Source organism: Rhodoferax sp. OV413 (assembly GCF_900104385.1).
In the GTDB taxonomy this organism is placed as follows: domain Bacteria; phylum Pseudomonadota; class Gammaproteobacteria; order Burkholderiales; family Burkholderiaceae_C; genus Rhodoferax_B.
This window is the reverse complement of record NZ_FNJA01000006.1, coordinates 322,144-342,522: the sequence shown is the minus strand read 5'-3', so window position 1 is coordinate 342,522 and position 20,379 is coordinate 322,144. Positions and strand designations below refer to the sequence as shown.

Sequence of the window (20,379 nt, the reverse complement as noted above, 5' to 3'; positions counted from 1 at the left end):
GCTGACTTCCTCCGTACACCGGCTCTGATATGCGTCTGCTGCTGGTGGAAGACGAGGCCGAAATGGCATCGTGGCTGGTGCGGGTATTCAAGCAGAGCGGCTTCGTGCCGGACCATGCACAGAATGCCGCCGTCGCCGAGTCATTGCTGGCTGGCAACAGCTATGACGCGGTAGTGCTCGACCTGCGGTTGCCCGACAAACACGGCTTGGCCTTGCTGGCCGATATGCGCAAGGCCGGCAACCGCACACCCGTGCTGGTGCTGACCGCACAGGGCTCGCTGCAGGACCGGGTGAAAGGCCTGAACGTCGGGGCCGATGACTTTTTGACCAAGCCCTTCGCAATCGAAGAACTCGAAGCCCGCCTTACCGCGCTGGTACGGCGCAGCCGGGGCAGTTCGCACACGCCGCTGCAGTGCGGCTCGCTCTCGTGCGCCCACGACAGCCGGGTCTTCACACTGGCGGGAACACTGTTGCAGCTCACACGGCGCGAGAGCGCGGCCCTGTCGGTCTTGCTGGCGCGCAGCGGTTCGCCGGTAGAAAAGTCCCTCCTCTCGGGCAAGGTCTTTCCGACCGACAGCAATGCCGGCCCGGATGCGATCGAACTGGTGCTACACCGGCTGCGCCGCAAGCTGGCCGGGGGCGACGTGCGCATTGTGACCGTGCGCGGCCTGGGCTATATGCTGGAAAGCACGGTGCATGAAAACCTTCCGGGCTGACCCCGACCACTTCGGCATCCGCGCACGCCTGCTGACACTGCTACTACCCGGCATCCTGGGCCTGCTGATACTGGACAGCTGGAACGACTACCGCGCCTTGCGCACGCTGGTACAGGACGCCTACGACCAGTCCATGCTCGAATCGGTGAACGCGCTGCGCAACAGCCTGGCACTGGCGCAAGACGGCTCCTTCCAGTTGAATGCGCCATCGTTCATGGCCCCAACAGCAACCGACGCCGGCAGCCCGCAGCACAAGCACCTGTATGTAGGCCTGGCACCGCACCAGACCGCGGGGGGCGGCACGGCTGCCAGGCAAACCCTGCTGGGCGATGCAGACCTGCCTGCACCGCCTGAACCGGCGGCACCAGCCTCCTCTACGGGTTCAGCCTCCCAGGTCTGGTACGACAGCCGCTACCAGGGCCAGCCGGTGCGGGTGGTAGCCATCCAAAGCCAGGTGGTGGACGGACGCGGCCAGACCTTTGACCTGCTGATCCAGGCGGCTGAAAGCAGTGGCCAGCGGGATATGGCGCAAGCAACCTCTTCAGAGCATGCGCTGCTGCGCGACGCGCGCATGGTGCTGGTGGTGGTTCTGCTGGTCTGGCTGGGGGTGAACTGGTCGCTGCGGCCGCTGGAGCGGCTGCGCAAATCCGTGTTGCAAAGCAAGGGCCATGATCTCAAACCGCTAGACACCATCGATGTTCCGCATGAGGTGGCACCGCTGGTCGACGCCATCAACCAGTACGTGGCCAACTACCGGGACTTGCTGGACCAGCAGTCGCGGTTTCTGGCCGACGCATCGCACCAGTTGCGTACGCCGCTGGCCATCATGCTGACACAGGCGGGCTTTGCGCTCCGCGAAAAAGACCCCGAGCAGCAGCGCGCGACCTTGCGCGCCATCGTCACCCAAATCTCGCGCAGCCGGCGCCTGTGCGAGCAACTGCTGTCGCTGGCCCACGCAAGCGACCACAGCCCGCCCGCCGATGCGCCGGAGCTCACCGACCTGAACACCGTTGCCAAGGACGTCGTGCTCCAGTACCTCACACTGGCCCACGAAAAAGACCAGGACCTGGGCTGGATCGATGCCCGGGATGGCACGCCTTCCCTCTCCGAAGATCCGGCCGCACCTGTGGTTCCCGTGCTGGCCCGAGGCCCCGAGTTGCATGAGGCGCTGGCCAACCTGGTACACAACGCCATCGTCTACACACCGTCCGGCGGCCACATCACCGTGATGGTCAGCACCCAGGATGGCATGGCAAGTGCCGAAGTATGCGACGACGGCCCGGGCATCGCCAAGGCGCAGCGGGCAGCCGTCTTCGAACGCTTCCACCATACGGGCAGCAGCCCGGGCAAAGGTGCGCACGGGGCCGGACTGGGTCTGGCGATTGCACGCGCCTACGCCCGGCGCAACGGCGGCGACATCGCGTTGGCCGACGCCAGCCTCGCCGCAGATACCGCGGGCACAGCCCACGGCGCTACCGGCTTACGGGCCATCCTGCGCCTGCCTCTGGTGTCCGGACCGCAGAGCTGAGCCCTCACGGCCTCAGCGCCGAAGCACGAGCGTTGGCCGCAGGGCGCCACGTGTTAGTAATAACACGTATTTTGAGCCTGGGCGCGCAAAACGAAAGCTGATTGGAAGCCTCGCTTCCTACCATCCCCCTCCAACCCGAACGCCTTGCCGTCTGCGTTTTGCACGACCTGGCGGCGCGGGGCATACCCATAAGGAGACCCGGATGACCCCCCCCGTAAATCACAACGCCGCATCGGCCCAGCCCTGGAGTCGCTACATATGAATCTGAAGAACCGAAATTTCGTCAGAGGCTTGTTCCTCATGGCGATTGCCCTGCTGTTTGGCGTGGTGGCGCGGAACTACTCGATAGGCGAACTGAGCCGGTCCGGGCCCGGGCTGTTTCCCCTGATGGTGAGTTCTTTTCTGTTTGTGATCGGCCTGCTCACGGTGGTGCGTTCGCACTTCGTCGCGCCAGTGCCGCTGGACTACAACGTCAAGAACATTGCCCTGATTCTGCTGAGTCTGGCCGGGTTCGCGGTGATCTCCGAACACCTCAACATGATCCTGGCCATCGTGTTTCTGGTGTTCTGCTCTACCTTCGCCGGTACTTCGTATTCGGTGGTGCGCAACATCAAGATCGCGCTGGGCCTGATCGCGGTGGCCTATGCGTTCAAAAACTTCCTCGGCCTTAGCCTGCCCTTATTCTGATGGACATCCTGCACAACCTATCGCTTGGGTTTGATCAAGCGCTGACTCTGCAAAACCTCTTGTACTGCGCTCTGGGTTGCACGGTGGGCACGCTCATCGGACTGCTGCCCGGACTGGGCCCTTTGTCCACCATCAGCCTGCTGCTGCCGCTGACCTATTCCATCCCCACGGGTGGCGCACTCATCATGCTGGCCGGTATCTACTATGGCGCCCAATACGGCGACAGCGTGAGCGCCATCACCATGAAGATCCCGCATGCCAGCAGCATCGTGGCCTGTATCGATGGCTACCAGATGACGCTCAAAGGCAAGACCGGCCTGGCGCTGTTCACCGCGGGTATTTCCAGCTTTATCGGCGGCACCGTGGCGATTGTGGTCCTGTCGACGATGGCGCCTACGCTGGGCGAGGTGGGCTTTCTGTTCGGTCCGGCCGACTACTGCGCCCTGATGTTGCTCGGCTTCTTCTGCGTGAGTTTTGTCAGCGCGGGCAGCTTGCTCAACGGCCTTGCCATGGCCATGGTCGGCGTGCTGCTGGGCATGGTTGGTACCGACGTGAACAGCGGCGTGGCGCGCTACACCATGGACCTGCCGTTCCTGATGGACGGCATCGGCCTGATCAGTATTGCACTGGGCTGCTTCGGCATTGCCGAGGTCGTGAAAAACCTGGACAACAAGAACGTGCTCACCCCGTTCAACGGCGAGATCAAGCTCATGCCGACCTGGCCGGAGTTCAAGCGCATCATACCCAGCGCCCTGCGCGGCAGCGTGATCGGGTCGGTACTGGGCATCCTGCCCGGCGGCGGCCCCACCATCGCCCAGTTCGCCGCCTATGCCGCCGACAAGAAGTTCAGCAAGTACAAGCATGAAATCGGCACCGGCTGCATCGAAGGCGTGGCTGGCCAAGCCGCGGCCGACGAGGCGGCTGCGCGCACCAGCTTCATTCCGCTGATGGCCATTGGCATCCCTGAAAACGCCGTCATGGCGCTGATGATGGCCGCGTTCGTGGTCAAGGGCATCCAGCCCGGCCCCAACATGATTGCCAGCCACCCCGACCTGTTCTGGGGTCTGGTGGCCAGCATGTGGGTGGGCAATTGCTTCCTGGTGGTCCTGAACGTGCCCTTGGTGCGCTACTGGCTGTCGGTGTTCAAGATCCCCTACACCGTGCTGTTTCCGGCGATCCTGTTCTTCTGCTGCATCGGTACTTTCAGCATCAACAACAGCCTGGACGACATCTACACCACATCCGTTTTCGGCCTGATCGGCTATCTGTTCCTGCGCCTGGACATGGAGGCCGCGCCGCTCATGCTGGGCTTCATCCTGGGCCCCATGCTGGAGGAGAATTTCCGCCGCACCATGCTGCTGAGCCGCGGCAGCTTCAGCACCTTTGTCACCCGCCCCATCAGCGGAACTTTGCTCAGCGTGATCGGCGCGCTGATCGTGTGGCAAGTGGTGGTTTTTGTGCGAGGTTTGCGCAAGACGCCCACACCGATTCGCCTGGAACCTGCAGCGGTCACCGAATAGTTCCGCCGCCCCAAGGACTGGTCGGCGCTAAGCGGGTGCCTGCGGATCAAACACCGCCACCGCATTGCGCCCCTGCTCCTTGGCGGCATAGCAGGCGGCGTCGGCGGCCCGCATCACTTCGGCCGCAGATGGGTAGCCAGCGTCCACCGCCACCAGGCCAATGCTGGTGCTCACCCCAAAGCTCTGCCCTTCCCATGGCAAGCGGTAGGCCGCCACGGCGCTGCGCAGCTTCTCACCCACCTCCAGGGCCTGCGGCAACGGGCAGCCGCGCAGCAGGATGGCGAACTCGTCTCCGCCCAGCCGGGCCACGGTGTCGGCCTGGCGCACCTGGGCGGCCAGGATATGGGCGACATCGCGCAGCAGCGCATCGCCGGCGGCATGACCACCGGTATCGTTGACCTGCTTGAAGTGGTCCAGATCGATGAACATGGCGCAGAACGGCTCCGTGCCCGCGCGCTCTGTGCTGCGGGTCAGCTGCTCCTCGAACGCCGGCCGGTTGACCAAGCCGGTGAGCGAATCGTGGCTCGAAGTCCAGGCCAACCGTTCGCGGTGCTCACGCGATGCGGTGATGTCCTCCACTGTCCAGATCGTGCCTTTCGACTGGTCTCCCGGCATCACCGCACGGCCGCGCATATGAGCCCAGAACAGCTCGCCCGTCACACGTGCGAGCTGCACCTCGCCATCGAAGGCGCCGTGCTGCATGAAGGCCGGATACGCGCGCTCCGACAAAGCCTGGTAGGCCTCGGCCGAGGGATGCATCAGCCGCGTCGGCTTGCCGATGACGCGCTGCTTGTCGAACTGGAAAATCTGGCAGAACTGGCGACTCACCAGTTCAAAATGGCCGTTGCGGGTGAAGGTGATGCCGACCTCGGCGTGGTCCAGCACCGCCTCCAGCTGCACCAGCAGCGCCTGGGTTTCGCCCTGCTTTTGCTGGCGCTGTTCCACCACCTGCTGGAACGCCAGTGCCAACTGACCGATCTCGCCACCATCCTGCGGCCAGCCTTCAGTGGACGAATCTTCCTCCAGCAGCATCTTCTTCGCCCGTGCCCGCAACGTGGAGATCGGCCGGGTCAGCCGCCAGGCCACCGCGCCGGCCAGCAGGGCAGCCAACAGGCCTACGCCGCCCGCGGCTTTCCAGGCCGTGGCCTGGGCTGCATCCACGGGTTGCAAAGCCGCTGCCAAGGGTGTGAGCCGCACCAGCGTCCAGTCTGAATCGGGTATGCCCGCCATGGCAACCAGGTGGCCCTGGCTCAAGGTGGCAGCGCCAGTGGTATCGATGGGACTGCCCACTGCATGCCAGCGGCTGAACACATCCATCAAACCGGGTTCTTCTGCCGCCGGCCCCAGCAGCTGGGCGGGGTTGGTATGTGCCAGCAGCACGCCGGCCCGGTCCATGATCAGCACTCGAGCGCCTTTGCTATGGACGGTGCGGGTGACCTCCGAAAACAGGTTGTTGGACTGCAGCCGCAGCACCCCGGCGATCACACCAACGACCTGGCTGTCCGGTGCTTGCGAGGAAATGGCAATGATCACCACCGGCGTCTTGGCCACCCTGGCAACCAGCGGATCGGAGAGCACGGGCTGGTCGGTGCGCAGTGCTTGCTGGAAGTACGCGCGGTCGCCAATATTGGGCAGATCGGTGGAGATTTGGTCTTTGGCCATGCGGGCCAGCATCGCCCCATCCGAGCGGGCGGCCAGCACGCTTTCAAACAGCGCGTTCAGGCCCTGGTTACTGGCAAGATAGCCCTGCATGGCCGCGGGGTCGTCCCACAGCGGCGCAGGCGCTTGCCGGGCCACGGCCTTCAAGGCATCGCGCAACATATCGATCTTGGTGCCCAGCAGTGCGGCGGTGCGCTCCACATCGTCGCTTTCACCCTGCATCAGCATCTGCTGGATATTCGCCTGCGTGGTGAACAGCACCAGTTGCGTCGTCACCAGGGCCGACAACACCCCGGTAACCACCGCCATTGCAACGATCTTGAACTTGAGCGTGCGGACCCAGCCAAAGCGCGCAAAAACATGTGACACAGTCTCCATCGTGACATGTTACCTTGACCTTTTTTGGGGTTGGTTGCTGATGCCGTCGATTGCGCTACTTCCGCCCCACAATGCCCATCGGCTAGCAACGAGGATGTCTGCTACAGATGGCTTTCGATCTCGGCCTCCAGTCCGGCCATGGCTTCCCCTCCGGCCATGAGGTCGGTGATTTCCTCGCGGGATTTCTCACCTTTGCGGAAGTCGGCCGCTTTGGCGCCGCGGATCAGCACCGCAAAGTGGTCGCCCACGGTCATGGCATGCATCACCTGGTGGGTGATGAAGATGACAGCGATGCCCTTCTTGCGCGCTTGCAGAACAATCCGCAGCACATGGGCGGCTTCCTTCACGCCGAGCGCTGCTGTGGGCTCGTCCAGAATCAGCACATTGGCACCGAAGTGCACGGCGCGTGCGATGGCCAGCGCCTGGCGCTCCCCGCCGGAAAGCCCACCCACCAGCCGGTTACCGTCGTTGATGCGGGTGATGCCCAACTCGCGCATCTCCCGCACGGCGACCTCGTTCGCATAGTCGCGGTCGAAGACTTCGAACGGGCCCCAGCGCTTGGTAGGCTCCGCCCCCACAAAGAAGGATCGCCCAATGCTCATCAGCGGAAACGTGCCGCCGAACTGGTGCACGGTGGCAATGCCATGGTTGCTGGCCTCGCGCGGATTCTCAAACAGCACCGGTTTGCCATTCATCCACATTTCACCGGAGGTTGGCTTGTGCACGCCGGACAGCAGCCGGATCAAGGTGGATTTTCCGGCGCCGTTGTCGCCCAGCAAGCACAGCACCTCGCCCGCATGCACCTCCAGAGAAATATCGTGTAGGACGTCGATGGGGCCGAAGGACTTGTTTACGCCCTTTAGTTGCAGCAGAGGGGTGGTCATTTGCTTGCCTTTTTCTTAGCGCTGGGTGCAGAGTGGGTCAGTGCCATGGTGCGGAAGGTGTTGTTGAGGAGCACGGCCGCCAGGAGGAGAACACCAATGATCAGGCTGGCCCAGTTGGCATCGAAACCGGTGTAATAGATGCCTTGGTTGACGATGGCAAAGGTCACCGTGCCCAGCACGATGCCCAGCACCGAGCCATAACCGCCGGTGAGGAAAACACCGCCGATGACCACCGCAATGATGGAGTTGAAGATGAAGGACTGCCCGGCTGAGACTTGGGCACTGTTGTAGAGGATGGCCTGACACATGCCTACGAAAGCCGCGCAGAAGCCACTGGCCATGTACAGCGCGATATTGAGCTTGTCGGTAGGGATGCCGGCATTGCGCGCACTGACCTTGTCGCCGCCGAGCGCCAGTATCCAGTTGCCGTATTTGGAGTGGCTCAGTATGTAGCTGACCAAGGCGATGGCGGCTACCCACCACAGCAAAATGACTTCAAATTTGCCGTCGATGAAATCGCCGAAAACCATTTTGTAGACCGGACTGCTTTCCAGCGCCACACTGGTGCTGCCCGCCAGGATGACCGACAAGCCCAGGGTCAAACCCGCCACGGCAAACAAGGTGGCCAGAGTCACCACGAACGACGGCAGATCGGTGCGGATGATCAGGTAGCCGTTGAGGAAGCCGATGCCCAGGCCCAGGCCCAATGCGGCAGCAATGCCCACGGGCATGGGCAGGCCGTAGTGGCCGGAGACGATGGCGATGGTCATCGAACTGGCCGGGATCACGCTGCCTATCGACAGGTCCAGCTGACCCGCGATCATCAGGAGGCCAATCGGCAAGGCAATGATGCCCAGCTCGGCGGCGATGTTCAGCCAACTGGCTGCACCACCGGCGGAAAGAAATGTCTCCCCACCAAAGATGGAGAAAAAGACAAACACGGCAACCAATCCTATGAAGGATCCGGTTTCCGGACGGCGTAGCAGCGCACCGAAGGAAAACGGCGTGCGGCCTGCGCTCACGTCCGGCTTGCTGCCGGCGGGCGCTGAGATATGGATTTGCGAGTTCATGATGGGGCTCGATGTATGCATGGAAAAAGAGTGGGCACCCGAGCGCCCGAGATCGGCCAGGGGCGCTTGGGTAGCGGGATGCCGCTCATCGGCCGCGCCCCGCCGTATGCCGGTCAGCGAGCGCCGGCAGCTGCGCCCGCGACGGTCGCATCCACGTTGGAGGCGTCGACGATTCCAGGGCCCGTCAGAATAGGCGCGGTCGGCACTTTCAGGCCGTATTGCACATAAGCGTTGAGCATGGACACGGCCAGGTAGCCTTGCAAGTAGGGCTGCTGGTCGATGCAGAAGAGTTGCGTGCCGTCCTTGATGCGCTTGAGGTTGGTCGGATCGATGTCGAAGGTGCCCAACTTCACGCGCTTGCCAAAGCCTCCCTGGCTGATGCCATTGGCGGCGCTATTGGCATCGTTGGCACCGATCGTGATGATGCCGTCCACAGCGGTATCCTTTTGCAGGGCGGCCTTGATCGCCTGTGCGACGGCGGTGGGGTTACCAAAGGCCGAGGAAGGCAAAGGCAACTGGACGCTCTTTCCACCCCCCTTTGCCATGCCGTCAGCAACGCCTTTGCAGCGCGACTCCTGGTTGGTCGATCCCGGCTGCGTATTGACGCACAGAACATACTTGGCGCCGTGGCTGGCAAAGTACTCGCCGCCACCAAAACCCGCCACGTACTCCTCGCTGCCCACATAGTTCTGGGCGCCCAGGCGCTTGGCGGCCTCCATGCCACCCGAGTTGTAGATGATCAGCGGCACACCGGCGGCCACCACCTCCTTGAACGCGGCGTCCATGGCTTCGGGCACCCAGTCAGGGCCGACGATGGCATCTGGCTTCTGGCTCAGGGCAGAGCGGATCAATTTGGCCGCATCGGGGCCGAGGTTGTCGTAGGTCTGTGGTCCGAGCCAGGTCACCGTGCCGCCTGCAGCCTTGACGGCCAGTGCAGCATCATCCGCCCCCTTCTTGACACGCGACCAGAACGGATCGTCGGCCTTGCCGCCGATCACGAAGATCTTGGGGCCAGCGGCCATCGCAGTTGTGGCCATGGCTGCGATGCTGGCAGCCACGGCCGCCATCGTCAGGATGCGTTTCACTGATTGCATATCTATCTCCTCTTGTGTCTCATGTGGATGTCAAAAACCTGTGTGGATCGCACCGGCTGCGCTCCAGGCCGCTCCAGTGGCCTGTTGGACAGGGCCAGAACATTTTTTGCTACTTCTTGCGAAATGCAACCGGGTGCAATGCACTGTAGCCAAGAACCCATTGCGCAGTCATAGGTGTTTCCCCGTGGAAATAAAATTCCAAACGCTGCAGTAAAAAACTTAAATTTCCAAAAAATCCTTTCAAATCAAAGATCTTTGAAAAACAAGAGGAATTGCATGGTCATCTGCCAGCCGAGAACGGCTGTGATGTACAGAGAGTTCCAGCGTATGGAATCCCGCTTTTCAAGAACTACAGCCCCGAGGGATTGCACCCGATCACAATTTACCTGTTTACCCCTCGGGTCGGTTCATTGGATGCGCTGCGACTCCTCCAGCCACGCAGGTGCGGGCCTTGCGCCTCAGGCCTCAGTCCTGGCGCCGGTGCGAGGCCCGCAGCACAAGCGAACCAGGGGCCATCAGCGCCCTGGACGACGCACTGCCGGGCTCCACGATCAAGCGGATGGCTTCGCCCACCAGGTATTCGACCGGCTGGCGAAAGGTGGTGAGCTCGTAGCTGGGTGAAGCTGCCATCTCGATATCGTCAAAGCCGACGATGGCGATCTTGCGCTGGGCATTCGCGGCGACCAGTGCGTCCATGGCGCCAATCGCCAGAATGTCGTTTTCACAGAACAGCGCTTCCAGGCGCGATTCCCGGGGTGTGGCGGCCAGATAGCGCTGCAGCGCGTGCATGCCCTGCTCGCGGCGGTAGTGCGCGGTTTCCATCACCGTGGTCAAAGCAATGCCACAGGCGCTGAGCCGATCCCTGAAGCCCTCCATGCGCCGCAGCTCGGTGCGCTCGGACATGGGGCCCGCCATGTAGCCGATGCGCCGGTAACCCTGCGCCAGAAACAGATCCGCAATCTCTGCACCCGCGGCATAGCCATCGGTGCTGACGAAAGGAATGTCCGCCTGACCGCTGTTGCGCAGGAGGACGACCAAAGGGATGTGTTTGATGCGCTGCGCCAACTCGATCAGCTCATGCGTCAAGGTGGTACCCAAGAACATGATGCCGTCCACCTGGAACTGGTCCGCCAGGCGCAGTGCAATCGCAGGCCGGTACTCGGGGCTGGTATTGAGCAGCAAAGTGCTGAGCCCCCGCGCCTGCAGCTGCCGGGTGGCCTCGTTCAAGGAGTAGAGCTGGTTCGGGTTGGCCAGCTCATCTGCCACCAGGGCGATCAAGCCCGTGCTGCGGGTGGACAGGCTTCTAGCCAGGAGATTGGGCGAATAGCCCATCTCGGTGGCCAGGGCCCGGATACGGTCGCGCACCTCGGGAGCGATCGAGGCCCCGTCCGTGAACGCGCGGGACACGGTCCACTTGGAGGTACCGGCGCGAACGGCTACGTCGCGCGCCGTGACTTTCTTGTTCGAATTGTCTTGGTTCATGGTCTTGCTTGCATCTGGCCGGGGCTATGAGCCGCAATTTAGCGGCAACTTTGTCTACACCGCTCCCGGCGATGGCCCAAACCATAGTACCAAGTTGGCACCCCGCGCTTACAGGGCTGGCTCTGCACGCCAAAACTGCATCTATTTCACAACATTTTGCACCCGAGAGCAAATCATCTAAAAATCTATCGAAAACCCTTATAAAAATTCTATTTTCATTGTGCGATGATCACATCATTAGAAAATTAATTCTGAAAAATACTTCATAAAAAATATATTTCAAGAAATTTTCAAAAAAATTTTCTCAAGATATGCACCCGGTTGCATTTCACCGATGTAACGGTTGAACCCAACAAACTTTAGGAATCGCTATGGACGACTCGCAATACGGCAAACGCAATAAACGTGGCGACTGGGCCCCGTACCAGGCGCTGGAGCCAGCCCCCCTCTGGGTGCGGCCCTTCAACCTGGGCAAGATCCTGCGCTGGCTGGTGTCTTACGTCTGGCCCTGGAACGCCTTGCACATGGCCAGCGCCCTGCTGTACTGGTATGCCGTGGTGCCGGATGTGGAGACCATGAAAACCTTGGGCTGGGGCTGGGCGCTGTGGCTGTATGCCGTAAATGCAGCCGCCGTGTTCGTGCTGTACGGCGCTTTTGAATACCAGCTGTATATGCGCCGCCGCCAAGGCTCGGCATTCAAGTTCAACGGCAAATTCCCGGCCGACCAGCCCTCGGACGTGTTCTGGTTCAAGAGTCAGAACATCGACAATTCCCTGCGCAGCTTTTTCGTCTCCATCCCGCTGTGGACCGTGGTGGAAGTGCTGTTTCTGTGGTGCTTCGCCAACGGTTACGTGCCCTGGCTGGCGTGGGCAGACAACCCCTACTGGCTGGTGGCCCTGGTGCTGCTGGCCCCGGTGATCCACGAGACGCACTTCTTCTTCATCCACTGGGCCATGCATACCCGCCTGGGCTACAAGTGGGTGCACGCCATCCACCACAACTCGGTCAATCCCACGCCCTGGTCCTCGCTGTCCATGCATCCGGTAGAGGCCTTTCTGTACCACGCGGTGGCGCTGTGGCATCTGGTGATTCCGTCCAACCCCATCGTGGCGCTGTTCCAGCTGCACATCGCGGGATTCGGCGCACTCAATGGCCACATTGGCTTCGACAAGGTCGAAGTGTCAGATGGCGTGGCGTTTGACAGCTCGGCCTATGCGCACTACCTGCACCACAAGTACTTCGAGGTGAATTACGGCGGCGACCAGCTCGTGCCGCTGGACATGCTGTTCGGCACCTGGCACGACGGTTCACCTGCAGGCGAAGCCCGCATGCAGGCCCGCTTTGACAAGAAGCGCGCCCGGATGAATGCAGAAACGCCTTCCACTTAAATCTTTAAAGACCACTCCTATGCCCGAATGGATCAATGCCTGCGCCGTGAACGATGTGGAGCCCGAAGAAGCCATCCGCTTCGACCACGCCGCCAAAACCTTCGCCATCTTCCGCAGCCCGGACGACCGGTATTACTGCACTGCCGGGCTCTGCACCCACGAGAACGTGCACCTCGCCGACGGCCTGGTCATGGACCATGAAGTCGAGTGCCCCAAGCACAGCGGCGCCTTTGACTACCGCACCGGAGAAGCCCGCCGCTCCCCGGCCTGCATCAACCTCAAAACCTTTCCAACCAAGGTCGAAAACGGCCGCATCCACATAGAAGTCTGACCACCATGACAAACGCTTTTACCCTCGCCGCCTGCGCCGAAATGCTGTGGCGCGACAAACCCATGCAATGGCGCGTCCAGCGCCTCACCGAAATGGGCTTCCAGGTGGGCCTTTGGAACTGGCCCGAGCACGACCTGGCCCAGCTGGAGAAATCCGGCGCCACCTTCTCCATCATGAACGGCTACCTGCGCGGTCGCCTGACCGACGACGAGGGCGCTGCCGAGCTGCTGCGCACCGCCCGCGAGACCGCCCAAGTCGGCAAGCGCCTGGGCGTAGCCCGGCTGAACCTGCACGGCACCGGCCTGGGCGACGACGGCCTGCCCGTCACGCCTGTTGAGGTCACCACCGGTGCCATGTGGCTCAAGGCCCGTGACACCCTGGCCCGCATCGCCGACCTGGCGGATGAAGAAGGCGTGACCTTTACGCTGGAAAACCTGAACCTGCCCGTGGACCACCCCGGCGTTCCCTTCGGCCGGGCTGAAGACACCCTGGCCCTGGTCTCGGCAGTGAACCATCCGCGCCTGCGCCTGAATCTGGATCTGTACCACGCACAAATTGGCGAAGGCAATCTGATCGAGCTGTGCAAGGCCTGCCTGCCCTGGATTGGCGAAGTGCAGGTGGCCGACGTGCCCGGCCGCATGGAGCCCGGCACCGGCGAAATCAACTACCCCGGCATTGCCCGCGCGCTGCACGCCATGGGTTACCGCGGCCCGGTGGGCATGGAAGCCTTTGCCTCGGGCGACCCTGAGGCGGCTTTGGAGTCCTTCCGGGCGGCCTTCACCCTGCCCGCCTGAATCCGTTTTTCACCCCAACCCTCCCTTACTTTTCAAGGAATCTCCATGTTCAAAATTGGTCTTCTCGGCGCAGGCCGCATCGGCAATGTGCACGCCCAAAGCATCACCAGCCACCCCTTGTGCCAGCTCGTAGCTATATCCGACGTGCACATGCCGTCGGCAGAGAAGCTGGCCGCTACCTGTGGCGCCGTGGCCCGCAGCACGCAAGACATCCTGAACGACCCATCGATTGACGCGGTGCTGATCGCCACCTCCACCGACACCCACGCCAACCTGATCGAAGCCGCTACCGCAGCGGGCAAAGCCGTGCTCTGCGAAAAGCCGGTCGACCTGGACCTGTACCGCGCCCTGGCCTGCCAGGAGGCCGTCAAAGACAGCGGCAAGCCCGTGATGATCGGCTTCAACCGCCGCTTCGACCCCCAGTTTGCCGCCCTCAAGCGCGCACTGGATGCCGGTGAAATCGGCAAGGGCGAGCTGCTGTCCATCACCTCGTTCGACCCCGCGCCGCCGCCGGTGTCGTACATCAAGGTATCCGGCGGGCTGTTCCGCGACATGGCCATCCATGACTTCGACATGGCCTGCTGGCTGTTTGGCGGCCTGCCAGAAACCGTGTCGGCGATTGCCTCCAGCATCGTGGACCCGGCCATCGGCGAGGCCGGCGACGTGGATACCGCCGTCATCACCCTGCGCTATGCCGATGGCCGCATCGCCGTCATCAAGAACAGCCGCCGCGCCGTCTACGGCTATGACCAACGCGTGGAACTGCTGGGCTCGGAAGGCCTGTTGACGGCCAACAATGTGCTGGAAAACACCGTCACCAAAGTCACCACCGGTGGTGCCGTCAGCGCCAAGCCTGAGTTCTTCTTTCTGGAGCGCTATATGCGTGCCTATGCCGCCGAATGGACTGCTTTCATCGCCGCCCTGGAGTCGGGCAGCGCCTTGCCCGTCACACTGAAAGACGGCATCAACGCCCTGGCTGTGGCCGAAGCCGCCACGCTGTCCGCCAAGCAGGGCAAGCCGGTCACGCTGAAAGACGGAAAACCCGTCCTGGCATAAGCCACCGTAGCCCCGACCGCCATGTTGACCGGCTCTCCCGCCTCCGTCCTGGAGGCGCGCATCCAAGGCAACCTGCCCAGCTTGAGCCCCAAGCTGAAGCAGGTGGCAACCTATTGCCTCCAGCATGCGCGGCACCTGCATCTGTGCCGCATCCAGGACGTGGCGCAGCGGTGCGAAACGCAACCCGTCACCGTGGTGCGGCTCGCCAAGCGCTACGGGTTTCGGGGCTTTCTCGACTTCAAGATGGCATTCTTGACCGATGCAGGGAGAGCGCCCACCAGCGCGCCGGAGCCCCCTCCAGTGCAGGAAGCCGAGGAACATGGCGACGCATACAGCCGCGCGGTGCATTTGCTGCAGCAGGCCCGCACAGTTTGGATGCATGCGGCGCCACAGACCGCGCAAATCGCGCATTGCTATGCCGATATGCTGCGCGTAGCAGGCTTGACCGTGCAGTGGATGCATACCCCCATGGACTCGCCTGCGAACCCGTGGGCAGCTAGGGAGTGCGATGTGCTGCTCTCTGTCGCACTGCTGTCCGATCCTGGGAGCGACTTCAACCCCGTAGGCATGGCCCAGCGCATCGGCATCCCCTGGGTGGCCATCACCGATGGCCTGGGCGGATGCGGGTATGGCGCAGCAGCGGCCCAGGTATGCATTGCCCATCTGGGCCAGGGTCTGCACGGCATTCCCGCAGGCCTGGCCTTGGCCCGTGCGGTGCGCGACGCCCGTCCATCCGCCCACGGCCAAACGCCATCCTAGAGCAGGTCGCGGCCCTCGCCGCGCCGTGAAATGGCATGCAAAGTCTTGGCCCCTGCTGTTCTCAGATGGTCCAAAATCATGACAACTTTACGGACCCCATTTCATGCTTCTGGACTCTATTCGGTCGAACCGCCCCCCCCTCCAAGCCGCCATCGTCGATCTGGACGGCACCATGGTCGATACCCTGGGCGACTTTGCAGCGGCTTTGAACGGCATGCTGGCCGACCTGGAACTGCCGGCCATCACCGCCGCCACCATAGCGCCCATGGTCGGCAAGGGCTCGGAGCATCTGCTGAATTTGGTGCTAAAACATGCTCTGGCGCAATCTGCGCCTGCGCAAGCAGCTATCAATACTGAAGCATTGTTTGACCGCGCCTGGGACCGCTACCAGCACCACTACCTGGCGATCAACGGCCAGTTCTCGCAGGTCTATCCGGGTGTGGTGGCCGGCCTGCAGGCCATGCAGCAACGCGGCTGGAAGCTGGCCTGCCTGACCAACAAGCCCACGGCGTTTGCGCTGCCGCTGCTGCAGGCCAAGGGGCTGGACGGCTTCTTCAGCCAGGTGTTTGGCGGCGATGCGTTCGAGCGCAAAAAGCCCGATCCGCTACCGCTGCTGAAAACCTGCGCGGCGCTGGGCACACTGCCGCAGCACACGCTGATGCTAGGCGACTCACGCAACGACGCCCAGGCCGCGCGCGCCGCCGGCTGCCCTGTGCTGCTGGTGCGCTACGGCTACAACCACGGCGAGCCGGTGGAAGCGGTGGATACCGACGGCCTGCTCGATTCGCTGGCCGAACTGGCTCCACTTTGAACCAGGCCCACCATGCTGCGCGCACGCTGGAACAAGCTGGGCCTGGCAGTCTGCTGGCTCATGGTCTGCGCCCTGGCACAGGCCACCAGCACGACCATCACCTACCCGCGCCCCGAGTCCAACACCGACCTGCGCTACGTGTATTACTGGCGGCTGATGGAGGCCGCGCTGGACCGCACCCAGGCCGAATACGGCCCGGTCGTGCTACAGCAAACGCCCTTCAGCATGAACGCCCAGCGCTGCATGGAAAAGCTGCTCGACGGCTCGATACAGGTCGCCCTGCGCTCCGTCATGCCGCCCGAATACGCCGACCGGCTGGACATGGTGCCGGTGCCGCTGGACAAGGGGCTGCTGGGTTACCGGGTTTTTCTGATCCACAGCGACACCCAGGCCAGGCTGGCCCAGGTCAGCACACTCGACGACTTGCGGGCCTTCCGCATCGGCCAGGGCCTGGGCTGGGATGACCTGGCCATCCTGGCGCAGGCCCGGATGCAGGTGGTCCAGGGCGCCAGCTACGACGGCCTGTTCCAGATGCTGGAGCGCAAACGCTTCGACCTGTTCCCCCGCGGCATCAACGAAGTACTGGCCGAGTACCGGCAACACCGCAGCACCGAGCCCGACCTGGCCATCGACGATGCACTGCTGCTGTACTACCCGCTGTCGCGCTATTTCGCGGTCAAGAAAGGGCCCGAAGGCGATGCGCTAAAGGCCCGGCTAGCCCTGGGCCTGGCCCGCCTGCGCGCCGATGGCGGCATGGACAGGATGTACGCCGGGTTCAAAAAAGAAGTGCTGCGCGGCTTGCCGCTGAAGGGCCGCAAGCTGATCCGCCTGGACAACCCCAGCTACGCCCAGCCGGTCTACGGATTGGACAAGAAGGAGTACTGGGACGCGCTGACGGCCGAACTCAGGCCTTGAGCTTGAGCATGTAGATGATGGCGGTAGCGGTGGTCTGGTCGATCTCCATGAAGCTGCGCAGATCGGTGCCATCCAGCCAGCTCGATTCCCAGCGGTTCTGCTTCAGCGACTTCTGCCAGCTCGCATGGTTGGTGGCGTTTTTGACACCCGCCAGCAGCTCGGACACCCGCGCCGGCGCCACGCCGCTGCCCACGAACAGGCCGCGCCAGTTGGACATCACCGCATCCACCTTCTGGTCGCGGATGGCCGGGATGCCGAACATCGGCTTGCGCGCCGACACACCAATCGCCCGCAGCTTGCCGCTGGCCAGCAGGTCGGCGAATTCGCTGTAACCCGATACGCCGGCCACCGCCTTGCCGGTCAGCACCGCCTCGGCCGACTGCACGCCGCTGGTGAACGGCAGGTACACCAGGTCGGCCACCGGCGCCCCGGCCGCGCGTGCGAACAGGCCGGCAAAAATATGGTCGATGCCACCGGAAGATCCGCCGGTGAACGGCACCTGCTTGGGATCGGCTTTCACCATGGCCACCAGGTCGGTGACCGAGCGTATCGGCGAGTCGGCCTTGACCACCAGCACCAGGTAGTCGCCGGTCAGGCGGGCCAGGGGCTGCACCTGGGCCAGCGTCACCGCAGGCCGCTGCAAGGCCACGGCGCCGACCATCACGGTACCGCCCATCATCATGGCGTTCGGGTCCTGGCTGTAGCGCTGCACAAACGCGGCCAGGCCGATGGTGCCGCCCTTGCCGCCAATGTTTTCGTAGTCCACCTGCTCGCAGGCTCCGGCCGCCACCAGGGATGCGCCTATGGCCCGGCCGGTCTGGTCCCAGCCACCGCCTTCGTTGGCGGGGATGACGATGCGCAGGCGCGGAGCCAGAGGTTTGACGGCGTCTTTGTCACCCGCTTTACGCACCGGGGCGGCGGTCTGCGCATACAGCGCCGGCGCCAGCCCGGCCAAAGCCAGACCCAGGGATTGAGACAAAACGCCTCGGCGATTCAGGCCAATATGTTTCATAAGTTACTTCCCGTCGCAAGTTGAAAACCGCTTGAATGGGCCGAAAAGAACATGACTGGCCCGGCAGCGGCAGCTTACTACGAAATGAGAACTATGAAATTGATAGCTACCAGCGCTTATTAAATAATCGTCAGAGGCATTATTTATACAAAATCTGCAATCAGAAGCTGCTGAAATCGGGGCGCCGGTTTTCCATAAACGCCGTGAGCGCCTCTTTCGCGGCAGGCTCACGCAGCATGCGGCTGAACAACACGGTTTCTTCGGCAATGCGCTCGGCCACGGGCGCAGCCTGCTCTTGCTTCATCAGCCGCTTGGTGGTGACCAGCGAAGCCAGCGGCTTGGCCGCCAGGCGCTTGGCCTGCAGCTGGGCCAGGGCATGCACCTCGGCCGGCGGCACGATGCGGTTGATCAGGCCCACCTCCAAAGCCGTCTCTGCCGTGAACGGGTCGCCCAGCAGCAAGGCCTCGGCGGCGCGCTGGTGGCCCATGAGCCGCGGCACCAGGTAGCTGGAGCCGGCCTCGGGGCAGACGCCCAGGTTCACGAAGGGCATGGAAAAAGCCGCGTTGTCGCCCGCGTAGACCAGGTCGCAATGCAGCAGCATGGTGGTGCCAATGCCCACCGCCGCACCGCAGACCGCGCCGACCAAGGGCTTGGGGAAGCTGCTGATGACGCGCAGAAAGCGGATCACCGGCGACTCGGCCGTGGGCACGGGGGCACTCAGGAAATCGCCAATGTCGTTGCCGGCCGAGAAAATGGTTTCGTGGCCCTGGATCACCGCCACCCGCACGCTGGCGTCGGCCGCAGCAGCTTCCAGCGCATCGGCCATGGCGGTGTACATCGCCGAGGTGATGGAGTTCTTCTTGGCAACCCGGTTCAGCGTGATGGTCAGGATGCCCGCGTCGGTATGGGTCAGGATGTCGGTCATATATGGTTCCCCCCCAGGCTCCGCGCACTGCGTGTCGCTCCTCCAACCCCCTGCAGGGGGCGATACCAGTGGCCCGGCAAAGCCGGTTCCACGGTATCTCTGGACTGGATGCGCTCAGCACGCCCGCCGGGGTTAAGTAGTTGCAAAAGATGGGGAGCTTAAACCCGCTCGAAGATGCCTGCCGCGCCCTGGCCCATGCCTACGCACATGGTCACCATGCCGTATTTCAGGTTGTTGCGGCGCAGCGCGTGGATCACCGTCGCAGCGCGGATGGCACCGGTGGCGCCCAGCGGGTGGCCGAGCGCAATCGCGCCGCCCATCGGGTTCACCTTGGACGGGTCCAGGCCCAGCGTGTTGATGACCGCCAGCGACTGGGCCGCGAAGGCTTCGTTCAGCTCGAACCAGTCGATGTCCTGGTGTTGCAGGCCGGCGTAGCGCAGCGCGGCAGGAATCGCCTCGATCGGGCCTATGCCCATTATGTGCGGCGGCACGCCCTTGCTGGCAAAGCTGACGAAGCGGGCCAAGGGCGTCAGGCCGAAGCGCTTGATGGCCGACTCGCTGGCCAGGATCAGCGCGCCGGCGCCGTCCGAGGTTTGCGAGCTGTTGCCGGCGGTGACCGAGCCACGCGCCGAGAACACCGTCTTCAGCTTGCCGAGTCCTTCGACCGTGGTCTCAGGGCGCACGCCTTCGTCCAGATTGACGGTGCGCTGGGTCACGGTGACCTTGGCGCTGTCCAGATCGACGCTGCGGTCATCGACGGTGATCGGCGTGATCTCGTCGCTGAAGTAACCGGCCTTCATCGCCGCCAGCGCCTTCATGTGCGATGCATAGGCGAACTCGTCCTGCGCGCTGCGGCTGATCTTCCACTGCTGCGCCACCTTCTCGGCGGTCAGGCCCATGCCGTAGGCGATGCCGTAGTTGTCCACGTCGTCGGTGTTGCTGAAGATGTTCGGCGACAGGCTGGGCCCGTTGCCCATCATCGGCACCATGCTCATGCTTTCAACACCGGCGGCAAACATCACATCGGCCTCGCCGACGCGGATGCGGTCGGCCGCCATCTGCACCGCGCTGATGCCAGAGGCGCAGAAGCGGTTCACGGTGATGCCGCCCACCGAATTCGGCAGACCGGCCAGCACCGCGCCGATGCGCGCCACGTTCAGGCCCTGCTGGGCTTCGGGGATGGCACAGCCGCAGATCACATCTTCGATGGTGGCGGGGTCCAGGCCCGGCACCTGGGCCAGCGCCGCGCGCAGCGTGGTGGCCAGCAGCTCGTCGGGCCGGGTGTTGCGGAGATAGCCTTTGTGCGAACGGCCAATCGGCGTGCGGGTGGCGGCGACGATGTAGGCGTCTTGGATTTGCTTGCTCATATT

Annotated in this window: 19 protein-coding genes; 11 read left to right on the top strand and 8 right to left on the bottom strand. The window is 63.2% G+C overall.

The features are described from left to right. The first annotated feature begins 29 nt into the window (after nucleotides 1–29). From BLT66_RS20340 to BLT66_RS20325, 4 genes are all read left to right on the top strand, one after another. A complete protein-coding gene (locus BLT66_RS20340) occupies nucleotides 30–716 on the top strand; it encodes a response regulator (protein WP_092760541.1) in 687 nt (228 codons plus the stop codon). Further along, nucleotides 697–2,244 carry a sensor histidine kinase gene (locus tag BLT66_RS20335; RefSeq protein ID WP_092760539.1) on the top strand — a complete coding sequence of 516 codons (1,548 nt, stop codon included), beginning with the start codon at nucleotides 697–699 and terminating at the stop codon, nucleotides 2,242–2,244. Before BLT66_RS20340 ends, BLT66_RS20335 begins: the two co-directional genes overlap by 20 nt. 258 nt (nucleotides 2,245–2,502) lie before the next feature. Continuing rightward, nucleotides 2,503–2,931 (top strand): tripartite tricarboxylate transporter TctB family protein, encoded by a 429-nt coding sequence (locus tag BLT66_RS20330; protein ID WP_176955118.1) that lies wholly within the window; start codon nucleotides 2,503–2,505, stop codon nucleotides 2,929–2,931. Then, nucleotides 2,931–4,451, top strand: coding sequence for a tripartite tricarboxylate transporter permease (locus BLT66_RS20325; RefSeq protein ID WP_092760537.1), 1,521 nt, complete (start codon nucleotides 2,931–2,933; stop codon nucleotides 4,449–4,451). The genes BLT66_RS20330 and BLT66_RS20325 overlap by 1 nt, the downstream gene beginning before the upstream one ends. A gap of 27 nt (nucleotides 4,452–4,478) precedes the next feature. Here the strand turns inward: BLT66_RS20325 and BLT66_RS20320 are convergent, their stop codons facing one another. The 5 genes from BLT66_RS20320 to BLT66_RS20300 all read right to left on the bottom strand — a co-directional run bounded on the left by BLT66_RS20320 (nucleotide 4,479) and on the right by BLT66_RS20300 (nucleotide 11,018). Beyond that, complete coding sequence (locus tag BLT66_RS20320) at nucleotides 4,479–6,488, bottom strand: sensor domain-containing diguanylate cyclase (protein ID WP_092760535.1); 2,010 nt, start codon at nucleotides 6,486–6,488, stop codon at nucleotides 4,479–4,481. 101 nt (nucleotides 6,489–6,589) lie between these two features. After that, nucleotides 6,590–7,372 carry an ATP-binding cassette domain-containing protein gene (locus BLT66_RS20315; protein WP_092760533.1) on the bottom strand — a complete coding sequence of 261 codons (783 nt, stop codon included), beginning with the start codon at nucleotides 7,370–7,372 and terminating at the stop codon, nucleotides 6,590–6,592. After that, on the bottom strand, nucleotides 7,369–8,442 hold the full coding sequence (locus BLT66_RS20310; RefSeq protein WP_092760531.1) for an ABC transporter permease: 1,074 nt from the start codon (nucleotides 8,440–8,442) through the stop codon (nucleotides 7,369–7,371). Before BLT66_RS20310 ends, BLT66_RS20315 begins: the two co-directional genes overlap by 4 nt. A gap of 113 nt (nucleotides 8,443–8,555) precedes the next feature. After that, complete coding sequence (locus BLT66_RS20305) at nucleotides 8,556–9,536, bottom strand: sugar ABC transporter substrate-binding protein (RefSeq protein WP_092760529.1); 981 nt, start codon at nucleotides 9,534–9,536, stop codon at nucleotides 8,556–8,558. A gap of 465 nt (nucleotides 9,537–10,001) precedes the next feature. Continuing rightward, nucleotides 10,002–11,018 (bottom strand): LacI family DNA-binding transcriptional regulator, encoded by a 1,017-nt coding sequence (locus tag BLT66_RS20300; RefSeq protein ID WP_092760527.1) that lies wholly within the window; start codon nucleotides 11,016–11,018, stop codon nucleotides 10,002–10,004. A 371-nt stretch (nucleotides 11,019–11,389) separates the two neighbouring features. On the opposite strand from BLT66_RS20300, the gene BLT66_RS20295 reads away from it, so the two are divergent. The 7 genes from BLT66_RS20295 (at nucleotide 11,390) to BLT66_RS20265 (ending at nucleotide 17,072) form a co-directional block, all read left to right on the top strand. Beyond that, on the top strand, nucleotides 11,390–12,406 hold the full coding sequence (locus tag BLT66_RS20295; RefSeq protein WP_092760525.1) for a sterol desaturase family protein: 1,017 nt from the start codon (nucleotides 11,390–11,392) through the stop codon (nucleotides 12,404–12,406). A 19-nt stretch (nucleotides 12,407–12,425) separates the two neighbouring features. After that, nucleotides 12,426–12,737, top strand: a complete 312-nt coding sequence (locus BLT66_RS20290; protein ID WP_092760523.1) for a MocE family 2Fe-2S type ferredoxin — start codon at nucleotides 12,426–12,428, stop codon at nucleotides 12,735–12,737. Between the two features lie 5 nt (nucleotides 12,738–12,742). Continuing rightward, nucleotides 12,743–13,531, top strand: coding sequence for a hydroxypyruvate isomerase family protein (locus tag BLT66_RS20285; RefSeq protein WP_092760521.1), 789 nt, complete (start codon nucleotides 12,743–12,745; stop codon nucleotides 13,529–13,531). Nucleotides 13,532–13,576: 45 nt separating this feature from the next. Then, the gene (gene iolG / locus BLT66_RS20280; protein ID WP_092760519.1) at nucleotides 13,577–14,587 is read left to right on the top strand and encodes an inositol 2-dehydrogenase; all 1,011 of its coding nucleotides are present in this window, start codon (nucleotides 13,577–13,579) and stop codon (nucleotides 14,585–14,587) included. Between the two features lie 21 nt (nucleotides 14,588–14,608). Then, nucleotides 14,609–15,346: a MurR/RpiR family transcriptional regulator gene (locus BLT66_RS20275; protein ID WP_092760517.1), complete on the top strand. Its 738-nt coding sequence runs from the start codon at nucleotides 14,609–14,611 to the stop codon at nucleotides 15,344–15,346. 103 nt (nucleotides 15,347–15,449) lie between these two features. Beyond that, nucleotides 15,450–16,157, top strand: a complete 708-nt coding sequence (gph, locus tag BLT66_RS20270) for a phosphoglycolate phosphatase (protein ID WP_092760515.1) — start codon at nucleotides 15,450–15,452, stop codon at nucleotides 16,155–16,157. Nucleotides 16,158–16,169: 12 nt separating this feature from the next. After that, nucleotides 16,170–17,072, top strand: a complete 903-nt coding sequence (locus BLT66_RS20265) for a substrate-binding periplasmic protein (protein ID WP_092760513.1) — start codon at nucleotides 16,170–16,172, stop codon at nucleotides 17,070–17,072. On the opposite strand, the gene BLT66_RS20260 is transcribed toward BLT66_RS20265, so the two are convergent. The 3 genes from BLT66_RS20260 to BLT66_RS20250 form a co-directional block, all read right to left on the bottom strand. Continuing rightward, nucleotides 17,062–18,084, bottom strand: coding sequence for a Bug family tripartite tricarboxylate transporter substrate binding protein (locus BLT66_RS20260; protein WP_092760511.1), 1,023 nt, complete (start codon nucleotides 18,082–18,084; stop codon nucleotides 17,062–17,064). The genes BLT66_RS20265 and BLT66_RS20260 overlap by 11 nt on opposite strands. Nucleotides 18,085–18,244: 160 nt before the next feature. Further along, the gene (locus tag BLT66_RS20255; protein WP_092760509.1) at nucleotides 18,245–19,009 is read right to left on the bottom strand and encodes an enoyl-CoA hydratase; all 765 of its coding nucleotides are present in this window, start codon (nucleotides 19,007–19,009) and stop codon (nucleotides 18,245–18,247) included. Between the two features lie 158 nt (nucleotides 19,010–19,167). Next, a complete protein-coding gene (locus BLT66_RS20250) occupies nucleotides 19,168–20,376 on the bottom strand; it encodes an acetyl-CoA C-acyltransferase (protein WP_092760507.1) in 1,209 nt (402 codons plus the stop codon). Between the last annotated feature and the right edge of the window lie 3 nt (nucleotides 20,377–20,379).

Coding starts and splice junctions, on each gene's coding strand:
- BLT66_RS20305 (WP_092760529.1), bottom strand. CDS start 9,536: ATGCAATCAGTGAAACGCATCCTGACGATGGCGGCCGTGGCTGCCAGC.
- BLT66_RS20250 (WP_092760507.1), bottom strand. CDS start 20,376: ATGAGCAAGCAAATCCAAGACGCCTACATCGTCGCCGCCACCCGCACG.
- BLT66_RS20335 (WP_092760539.1), top strand. CDS start 697: ATGAAAACCTTCCGGGCTGACCCCGACCACTTCGGCATCCGCGCACGC.
- BLT66_RS20285 (WP_092760521.1), top strand. CDS start 12,743: ATGACAAACGCTTTTACCCTCGCCGCCTGCGCCGAAATGCTGTGGCGC.
- BLT66_RS20290 (WP_092760523.1), top strand. CDS start 12,426: ATGCCCGAATGGATCAATGCCTGCGCCGTGAACGATGTGGAGCCCGAA.
- BLT66_RS20310 (WP_092760531.1), bottom strand. CDS start 8,442: ATGAACTCGCAAATCCATATCTCAGCGCCCGCCGGCAGCAAGCCGGAC.
- BLT66_RS20330 (WP_176955118.1), top strand. CDS start 2,503: ATGAATCTGAAGAACCGAAATTTCGTCAGAGGCTTGTTCCTCATGGCG.
- BLT66_RS20320 (WP_092760535.1), bottom strand. CDS start 6,488: ATGGAGACTGTGTCACATGTTTTTGCGCGCTTTGGCTGGGTCCGCACG.
- BLT66_RS20265 (WP_092760513.1), top strand. CDS start 16,170: ATGCTGCGCGCACGCTGGAACAAGCTGGGCCTGGCAGTCTGCTGGCTC.
- BLT66_RS20340 (WP_092760541.1), top strand. CDS start 30: ATGCGTCTGCTGCTGGTGGAAGACGAGGCCGAAATGGCATCGTGGCTG.
- BLT66_RS20295 (WP_092760525.1), top strand. CDS start 11,390: ATGGACGACTCGCAATACGGCAAACGCAATAAACGTGGCGACTGGGCC.
- iolG (WP_092760519.1), top strand. CDS start 13,577: ATGTTCAAAATTGGTCTTCTCGGCGCAGGCCGCATCGGCAATGTGCAC.
- gph (WP_092760515.1), top strand. CDS start 15,450: ATGCTTCTGGACTCTATTCGGTCGAACCGCCCCCCCCTCCAAGCCGCC.
- BLT66_RS20315 (WP_092760533.1), bottom strand. CDS start 7,372: ATGACCACCCCTCTGCTGCAACTAAAGGGCGTAAACAAGTCCTTCGGC.
- BLT66_RS20255 (WP_092760509.1), bottom strand. CDS start 19,009: ATGACCGACATCCTGACCCATACCGACGCGGGCATCCTGACCATCACG.
- BLT66_RS20325 (WP_092760537.1), top strand. CDS start 2,931: ATGGACATCCTGCACAACCTATCGCTTGGGTTTGATCAAGCGCTGACT.
- BLT66_RS20300 (WP_092760527.1), bottom strand. CDS start 11,018: ATGAACCAAGACAATTCGAACAAGAAAGTCACGGCGCGCGACGTAGCC.
- BLT66_RS20260 (WP_092760511.1), bottom strand. CDS start 18,084: ATGAAACATATTGGCCTGAATCGCCGAGGCGTTTTGTCTCAATCCCTG.
- BLT66_RS20275 (WP_092760517.1), top strand. CDS start 14,609: ATGTTGACCGGCTCTCCCGCCTCCGTCCTGGAGGCGCGCATCCAAGGC.